Source organism: Paraburkholderia sp. RL18-085-BIA-A, assembly GCF_046027075.1.
Taxonomy (GTDB): domain Bacteria; phylum Pseudomonadota; class Gammaproteobacteria; order Burkholderiales; family Burkholderiaceae; genus Paraburkholderia.
Window position 1 is genome coordinate 1 of the sequence record NZ_JARESU010000226.1, and the last position, 8,494, is coordinate 8,494.

Annotated in this window: 8 protein-coding genes; 7 read left to right on the plus strand and 1 reads right to left on the minus strand. The window is 64.3% G+C overall.

Translation table 11 applies throughout. The features are described from left to right. Positions 1 to 246: 246 nt before the first annotated feature. Positions 247 to 1,425 carry a 4-hydroxybenzoate 3-monooxygenase gene (locus tag P0D89_RS48980; RefSeq protein ID WP_408360682.1) on the plus strand — a complete coding sequence of 393 codons (1,179 nt, stop codon included), beginning with the start codon at positions 247 to 249 and terminating at the stop codon, positions 1,423 to 1,425. A 28-nt stretch (positions 1,426 to 1,453) separates the two neighbouring features. Here P0D89_RS48980 and P0D89_RS48985 read toward each other — a convergent pair whose 3' ends face one another. Beyond that, on the minus strand, positions 1,454 to 2,344 hold the full coding sequence (locus P0D89_RS48985) for a helix-turn-helix domain-containing protein (protein ID WP_408360684.1): 891 nt from the start codon (positions 2,342 to 2,344) through the stop codon (positions 1,454 to 1,456). 165 nt (positions 2,345 to 2,509) lie between these two features. On the opposite strand from P0D89_RS48985, the gene P0D89_RS48990 reads away from it, so the two are divergent. From P0D89_RS48990 to P0D89_RS49015, 6 genes are all read left to right on the plus strand, one after another. Beyond that, on the plus strand, positions 2,510 to 3,370 hold the full coding sequence (locus P0D89_RS48990; protein WP_408360686.1) for an SDR family NAD(P)-dependent oxidoreductase: 861 nt from the start codon (positions 2,510 to 2,512) through the stop codon (positions 3,368 to 3,370). 23 nt (positions 3,371 to 3,393) lie between these two features. Continuing rightward, entirely contained in the window at positions 3,394 to 5,190 is a 1,797-nt protein-coding gene (locus P0D89_RS48995; protein WP_408360688.1) for an FAD-dependent oxidoreductase, read from the plus strand. Continuing rightward, positions 5,187 to 5,525 carry an NIPSNAP family protein gene (locus P0D89_RS49000; RefSeq protein WP_408360690.1) on the plus strand — a complete coding sequence of 113 codons (339 nt, stop codon included), beginning with the start codon at positions 5,187 to 5,189 and terminating at the stop codon, positions 5,523 to 5,525. The genes P0D89_RS48995 and P0D89_RS49000 overlap by 4 nt, the downstream gene beginning before the upstream one ends. 49 nt (positions 5,526 to 5,574) lie before the next feature. After that, positions 5,575 to 6,351, plus strand: a complete 777-nt coding sequence (locus P0D89_RS49005; protein ID WP_408360692.1) for an SDR family NAD(P)-dependent oxidoreductase — start codon at positions 5,575 to 5,577, stop codon at positions 6,349 to 6,351. Between the two features lie 195 nt (positions 6,352 to 6,546). Next, positions 6,547 to 7,956: an MFS transporter gene (locus tag P0D89_RS49010; protein WP_408360695.1), complete on the plus strand. Its 1,410-nt coding sequence runs from the start codon at positions 6,547 to 6,549 to the stop codon at positions 7,954 to 7,956. A gap of 154 nt (positions 7,957 to 8,110) precedes the next feature. After that, entirely contained in the window at positions 8,111 to 8,362 is a 252-nt protein-coding gene (locus P0D89_RS49015; protein WP_408360697.1) for a hypothetical protein, read from the plus strand. Positions 8,363 to 8,494: the final 132 nt, after the last annotated feature.

Here is an 8,494-nt window from a genome sequence, read left to right on the forward strand (position 1 = left end):
AGCAGATTGGATCGGGGTTTACCTTGAGGCCGCGCAATCTTCGGTGATTGCCCGTGCTCCTCCTAAAGGCGCCACAAGCCCCGCCAGCAAGGCGTTTGCGCGCGTTGTCACCCATCAGCGCCGCCGTCGCGGATAAGCCGTTTATCGTCAAAAGCGATACAGCCTATCCGCCATATCGCATTGCGCGATACAGCCCTTAATCGTCACACTGAGTGCAAATCAATCGCCGCATTCAGGAGACAACTCATGCGCACCCAAGTTGGCATCATCGGTGCCGGGCCCGCGGGCCTGCTTCTTTCCCATCTTCTTCATCTGCGCGGCATCGAGTCGGTCGTCCTCGAAACGCGCACTCGCGACCAGATCGAATCCACCATCCGCGCCGGCGTGCTCGAACAGGGCACGATGGACCTGCTGACCGAAGCCGGCGTCGGCGCACGCATGAAAGCCGAAGGCGCGCTGCATCACGGTTTCGAACTGGCCTTCGAAGGCAAGCGGCGGCGTATCGATCTGACGGGACTCACCGGTCATTCGATCACGGTCTACGCGCAGCACGAAGTGATCAAGGATCTGGTCGCCGCGCGCACGGCCGCGAACGGCGCGCTGCGTTTCGGCGTGTCGGAAACGTCGCTGCATGGTATCGATACCGACAAACCGTCGATCCGCTATCGCCACGAAGGCGAAGCATGCGAACTCCAATGCGACTTCGTGATCGGCTGTGACGGATCGCAGGGCGTTTCGCGCGCTTCGATTCCGCAGGCGCTGCGGAAGGACTATGAGCGCGTCTACCCGTTCGGTTGGTTCGGTATCCTGTGCGAAGGGCCGCCGTCGTCGGAGGAGTTGATCTATGCGCGTCACGAGCGCGGCTTCGCGCTGATCAGCACGCGCTCGCCGAACGTGCAGCGCATGTATTTCCAATGCGATCCGAAGGACTCGGTCGAGAACTGGTCCGACGACCGGATCTGGGCGGAGCTGCATGCACGCGTCGATTCGCATGACGGCCAGAAGATCGTCGACGGCAAGATCTTCCAGAAGAACATTGTCGGCATGCGCAGTTTCGTGTCGGCCACGATGCAACACGGTCGCCTGTTTCTCGCCGGCGACGCCGCGCATATCGTGCCGCCAACTGGCGCAAAGGGCATGAATCTCGCAGTCGCCGACGTGCGCGTGCTGACCCGTGCGCTGAACGCGTTCTACGTCGAAAATCGCACCGATCTGCTCGACAGTTATACCGAAACCGCCCTCAAGCGTATCTGGCGCGCCGAGCATTTCTCGTACTGGATGACGAGCATGATGCACCGCATTGAAGGCGCGTCGCCGTTCGAGCAGCAGTTGCAGGTGGCCGAACTGGAATACGTGACCACGTCGCGCGCGGCGGCCACCGCGATGGCGGAAAATTACGTCGGCGTGGCCGTGCCTCAGGCGTAACAACGGCGCAAGGCGAGGCGCATCGGCACTAGTTGAGCGACAAATCCCGATGCGCCGCGGCCTGAAACTCCGTAGGCGTGACGCCGGTCTGTTTGCGGAAATAGCGGCTGAAATAAGCCGCATCCTCAAAGCCGAGCGCATGCGCGATCTGTTTGATGGTCAAGCCTGAATAGACCAGATCGCGCTGCGCCTCGCGTATCAGATGATCGTTGACGAGCGACAGCGGCGAATGGCCGAGTTCGTCGCGGCAGATGCGGCCCAACTGTGCGGCCGTGACGCCAAGTTTCCCTGCATAGAACTCAATGGGCTGATGTTCGCGAACGTGCGCGGCGACGAGTTCGCGCAGCCGTTTGATCTGCGCCGCGCGCCGATCGTTGACCGTCGCGCTGGCCGCCGACGCGGCATCGGTCAAACGCGCCACTTGCACAAAAAGTGCAATCATCAATGCCATGCCCGCGGCGATATGGCCGCGCGCGCTGCCCCGAAATTCCTGCTCCAGCAAGCCGAACAACGGCATCAGCGTGCCGTCGCCGACCTCGGGCCGCACAGCGATCAGCGCGGGCCGTTGCAGCACCGGTAACAGACCCGGCGACACGGCCTTCGAGATCGACTCCAGCGCCCGCTGCGCAGCGGTGATCACGAGCCCGTCCATTTCCGGCGAAAACACGAATCCATGCACCGTTTGCGCGGGAATCAGCACGATGCACGGCGGTTCGATCGCGATTTTCTCGCTCTCGATCAGCACGTGGCCCGTGCCGCCGCGGATATAGAGAATCTGCAGCAGCGCGTCGTGACGGTGTGCTGCGATATGCCAGTCGTTGGGACGGCTGCGTTCCACGATCCATTCGAAATTGAACGCGTCGTACCAGGGCGGCCGCGCCGACTCTCCATACAGGTCGTAGTTAGGGATTTTACTCATGCCGTTTTGTCTCCTATGTACGAATTGTCCTGCGATGCGCTGCCTTTGTCCAATTTCAGCCGCACTCGCGTGGCTATACTTTTTTCCATGAAAGGCGCGCTTGAATAGCGCGGCGGCGTAGCCGACCAGCGCATCGTGCGGACGATCAAAATCATGGAGATTCGGATGACTAATCAAATCAACGGGAATCGTGACGCAGCAGGCGCGCAGCAATGGCTCGCACTCGAAGGCAAGGTCTGCGTGGTAAGCGGTGCGGCTGGTGGTATCGGCAGCGCTGTTGCTCAGGTGTTCGGCAACGCGGGAGCGCGCCTAGCGTTGCTCGATCGTGACGAGGAAAAGTGCCGTGCACTCGCGCAGAGCCTGAACGCGAATGGTGTTGAAGCGCTCGCGCTCGCTTGCGATATCGGCGACATCGACAGCGTGCGCGGTGCGGTGAACGGCGTCGAGTCCGCGTTCGGTGTAGCCGATGTGCTGGTGAACAACGCCGGACTGCTGCGGCCAGGCGGCATCGAAGAGATCGGGCTGGATGCGTGGAACGCGATGCTGCGCGTGAACCTGACCGGCTACATGCTGTGCTCGCAGCAGTTCGGCCACGGCATGCTGAAGCAACGCGCGGGCGCGATCGTGCATGTCGCTTCGGTGGCCGCGCATCATCCGCAAACATACAGCGGCGCCTATAGCCCCGGCAAAGCCGGCGTGGCGATGCTGTCGAAGCAACTCGCGGCGGAGTGGGGGCCGCGCGGCATCCGCAGCAACACGGTGTGTCCGGGCATGATCCGCACGCCGCTGTCCGCCGCGTTCTATGAGCACGACGATATCGAGCGCCGCCGGAGCGCGATGACGGCCAGTCGCCGCATCGGCGAACCCGGCGACATCGCCGATGTCGTCGCATTTCTCGCTAGCGCTCGCGCCGCGTATGTGACCGGCGCGGAGATCGTGGTCGACGGCGGACTCGAATGCATGCTGATGGACCTCGTGCCGCGGCCCGGCTTCGAAGCCACAGCGGCTACCCCGGTCACCCGTTAAGCCCTCGCACAAGGACGCACACCATGACTAACGCAACACGTGCAACACGCAACGCCGCGCTGACCTGCGACGTGCTCGTGATCGGCTCGGGCGCCGGCGGTCTTTCGACGGCCATCACGGCGCGCAAGCACGGGCTCGACGTGATCGTGATCGAGAAGGAGTCGTTCTTCGGCGGCACGACCGCGTTTTCCGGCGGCGTACTCTGGATTCCGGGCAATCGTCACGCGAACAGCAATCACGTGAGCGACACGCGCGAAGCGGCGCTGACCTATATGCGCAACGAGACCGGTGCATTTTTCGACGCGGCCGCGGTCGACGCGTTTCTCGATACCGGCCCGCAAATGCTCGAATTTTTCGAGCGCGAGACCACGGTCAGATTCGTGCCGACGCTGTACCCCGACTATCACCCGAACGTGGGTGGCGGCGTGGATATCGGCCGCTCGGTGGTGGCCGCGCCGTTCGATGCGCGCGCGCTCGGCAAGGACATCGCGCGTCTGCGGCCGCCGTTGAAGACGATCACCTTCATCGGCATGATGTTCAACTCGTCGAACGCGGACCTGAAGCACTTCTTCAACGCGACGCGCTCGCTGACTTCCGCGCTTTACGTGGCGAAGCGTCTCGCCAGCCATCTGAAGGACCTCGCGCTGTATCGGCGCGGCGTGCAGGTCACGAGCGGCAACGCGCTCGCCGCGCGGCTGGCGAAGTCCGCGCTCGACCTCGGCATTCCGATTCACACGAACACCGCGGCGCGCGAGTTGACCGTCGTGGGCCAACGCGTGACGGGCGCGCTCGTCAGCGGACCGGACGGCGAGATGCGGATTGCAGCGCGGCGCGGTGTCGTGCTCGCATGCGGCGGCTTTTCGCATGACGTCGCGCGCATCGCCAAAGCGTATCCGCATGTGCGGCGCGGCGGCGAACACGTGTCGCCGGTGCCGCCCGGCAATACTGGCGATGGCGTCGGCATGGCGGAGCGGCTCGGCGCGAGAGTGGCGATCCGTTACCCGCAGCCCGCGGCGTGGATCCCGGTCTCGCGCGTGCCGATGCGCGACGGCAGCGTCGGCGTGTTTCCACATCTGCTCGATCGCTACAAGGCTGGCATCATCGGCGTGACACGGGCGGGCAGGCGCTTCACGAACGAAGCGAATTCGTATCACGACGTCGGCGCGGCGATGATCGAAGCGTGCGCGAACGAGCGTGAAACCGCGATGTGGCTGATCTGCGATCACGCGACGATCCGCAAATACGGGCTCGGTTTTGCGAAGCCCGCGCCGGTGCCGCTCGGACCACTGTTGCGCAACGGCTATCTGAGCGCCGGGCGCACGCTCGCCGAACTCGCGCGCAACGCGGGGCTGGACGGCGCGGCGCTGGAAGCGACGGTGAAACGCTACAACGCGGACGCGGTGCGTGGCGAAGACCCGGAGTTCGGCCGTGGCACGACCTCGTTCAATCGCTACCTCGCCGACCCGGAGCAGCGGCCTAACCCCTGCGTCGCGCCGATCGGCGACGGGCCGTATTACGCGCTGAAGGTGGTGATGGGCGACCTCGGCACCTTCGACGGCATCTCGACCCAAGTCACCGGCGAAGTGCTCGACGAAACCGGTGCGCCGATTGCCGGGCTGTACGCAGTCGGCAACGATCGCGCCAGCGTGATGGGCGGCAACTATCCGGGCGCGGGCATCACGCTTGGCCCAATCATGACCTTCGGCTATATCACCGGCCGGCATCTGGCTGGTATCGGCGCAATCGGCGCAATCGGCGCGAACATGCGCAGCGATGCAGGAGCCGGCGCAACCAGAACTGTATTGAGGACAGGCACATGAGCAGCGGCAAGCCTTTTGTCGATCACCGCATCTATACGATCCGCCCGCGCGGCATGACGGAATTCATCGACGTATTCGATCGCCTCGCCATGCCGATCCAGCTGAAGTATCTCGGTGCGCCGGTCGGCTTCTATATGAGCGACATCGGCGCGTTGAACCAGGTCGTGCATCTGTGGGGCTACGAGAGCATCGCCGATTACGACCAGCGCCGCACCGCGCGCGACGCCGATCCCGAATGGCCCGCGTATCTGCAGGCATCGGCGCATCTGATCGTCGCGCAGGAGAGCCGGATCATCAGGCGCGTCGATTTCAGGAGCCTGGCGATGCTTCGCTAGGGGCACGCGTGTCATAGCAGCACGCGCATCATTCAGGAGGAGACAGAACATGAACGATCAAACACGGCGCGTCGCGATCGTGACGGGCGGCGCAAACGGCATCGGCTGGGCGACCGCGCAACGTTTCGCGCAGGACGGCTATAGCGTGACCATCGCCGACATGGATGCGGACCGTGCTTGCGAACGCGCGCGCGAACTGGGTGCGGCGCACGGCGCTACGCACGTCGGTCTCGGTGCCGATGTGGCCGTCGAAGCCGACGTGCGCGCGCTAATCGATGCATGCGTCGAACGCTTCGGGCGGATCGACGTGCTCGTCAACAACGCGGGCAACGGCGATCAGCCGCATCCGACCATCCACCAGAGCGTCGACGCGTTCGACCGGCTGCTCGGCATCCATGTGCGCGGCACGTTCCTCGCATGCCGGGAGGCCGCGCGAGTGATGCTCGCGCAGCGCAGCGGCGCGATCGTCAATCTCGGCTCGATCGCGGGGCTCGCGGGCATTCCGGCGCGCAATGCCTATGGCGCGGCGAAGGCGGGCATTGCCGCGATGACCCGTTCGCTCGCCTGCGAATGGGCGCGTTACGGTATCCGCGTGAACGCGGTCGCGCCGGGCTACGTCGCCACCGAACTGGTCGAGACGCTCAAGCGCAACGGCCAGATGAATCTACAGTCGATCGAGCGGCGCACGCCGATGGGCCGACTTGCGCGGCCGGATGAAATCGCGCGCGCCATCGGCTTTCTCGCGTCGGACGCCGCGAGCTATATCACCGGCACGGTCCTGAGCGTCGATGGCGGCTGGCATGCGTATGGCGCGGCGGGCGACTAGTTCGCGCTGACCATTCGTGCGAGCCGGTCTCGCACAAGCACTGCTATTCGCATCATCCGTAGTAATCCGAATAATAAAAATTACCTCTTCCTGTCATGGAGACATCGCAATGAAAAAGCCCCAACCAGGCAGGGCGGAAGCTCTGCGCCTGTACGACCCCGCAACCGCTGCGCTCGGCGCGCAAGGAGACGTCAAATGACCAGCGTCGAACGCAGTGTGGATGTGCAGGCTTTCATCGACGAACAGCGCTTCTCGCCGTTTCAATGGACGATTCTGGTGCTGTGCTTTCTGGTCGTCGCGGCTGACGGCTTCGATACGGCCGCGGTCGGTTTCATCGCGCCGTCGCTGGTGCAGCAGTGGGGGATCGCGCGCAGTTCGCTCGGCCCCGTGATGAGCGCCGCGCTGGTCGGCCTCGGCATCGGCGCGCTCGCGGCCGGTCCTTGCGCGGATCGGATCGGACGCAAGATGGTGCTGGTGTTGTCGGTGTTCTTCTTTGGCGTGTGGAGTCTCGCGGCGGCTCGCGCGACATCGATCGAGTCGCTGACGTTGCTGCGCTTTTTCACCGGGCTCGGTCTCGGCGCGGCAATGCCGAACGCGGTCACACTGATGTCGGAATACGCACCGGCGCGAATCCGTGCGGTCGCGGTGAATGCGATGTTCTGCGGGTTTTCGTGCGGACTGGCGGTGGGCGGCCTCGCTTCCGCGTGGCTGATTCCGCACTTCGGCTGGCCCAGCGTGCTGGTGGCGGGTGGTGTCGGCCCGATCGTGCTGAGCGTGCTGCTGATTCTGATGCTGCCGGAGTCGGTGCAGTTTCTCGCGGTGCGCAGGCGCGCGGATCAGCGCATCGCCCGTATCCTGCAGCGTATCGCGCCGCTAAGCCGCTTCGACGGATGCCGCTTCATCGCGCTCGATGCGCGCGCCGGCCGCGAAGCCGCGACGCACGGCGCGGGCAAGCCAGGTGAGCGCGCTCAATGGGCGCTCGCCGTCGTGCTGTCGTCGCGTTACCGCTTCGGCACGCTGATGCTGTGGCTCGCGTATTTCATGGGGCTTCTGATCTACTACCTGCTCACCAACTGGCTGCCGACGCTCTTCAAGGACACCGGCTTCTCCGGCGAGAAGGCCGCGCTGATGACGTCGCTCTTTCCACTCGGCGGTGTGCTCGGCAACCTGTGCGTGGGCTGGATCATGGACCGCTTCGCCGGTCATCGTGTCGTCGCGATGACGTATGTGCTGGTGGGGCTGCTGGTCCTGTTCGTCGGACATGGGGTCGGTCATCAGGTCTGGCTCGGCACGCTGATCTTCCTCACCGGCACGGTCACCACTAGTGCGGTCACGTCGATGTCGGCGCTCGCGGCGAGCTTCTATCCGACGCGGGCGCGCGCGACCGGCGTGGCGTGGATGCTGGGGATCGGCCGCATCGGCGGCGTGGCGGGCGCGCTGGTCGGCGCGGCGCTGATGGGGCTGGGCTGGCAGTTCGGCGCGGTATTCAGCCTGCTGGCCGTGCCGGCGGTGATCGCGGCGAGCGGCGTGTTCCTGATGATGCGGCGCGTGCCGCTCGACGAGTCGTCGTCAGAAGGAGCGGTGGCCGCGGTCGCGGTCAAATGACGGGTGCGGTCGATTCAATTGTGCGTCTGAAAAACAACAGTGAATTCAGGATTAGCGGATTTATCCCGTCCTGTCGGGCATCTACACTGACCACATCGCTGCAATGGCAGTCACGTCAGCAGCGCATGCCGAGACAATCCCAGGAGGTGGTTTCATGAAGTCGCTCATTCAAGCCGTTGCTCTCGCTGCTGTTCTCACCGTGCCGGTTGCGTCGTTCGCGCAGTCGGCCAGTCAGCGCGCTTCGCAGGATTCACAGGCGACACAGACGCAGGCAGCCGGTCAGAGCAACACGGCGCAGGCCGATAGCAGTGGTTATGGGGCTGGCAGCCACGGGACGTGGCAAGCTGGTCGCGGCACTGACACGACGGTCAGTTCCTACTCGCCGCCTATTTACAACGCGCGTTAAGTGCGCCGCTAAACGCTTAAGCGTTTAGCACTCAGGTGTTAAGCGCATGCTAAGCCAGGAATCACGAAGCGGGCGCCGAACGAATAGTGGCGCGCGTGGCCTACGGTTAAAGGCAAACGCGGGCGCCACAAA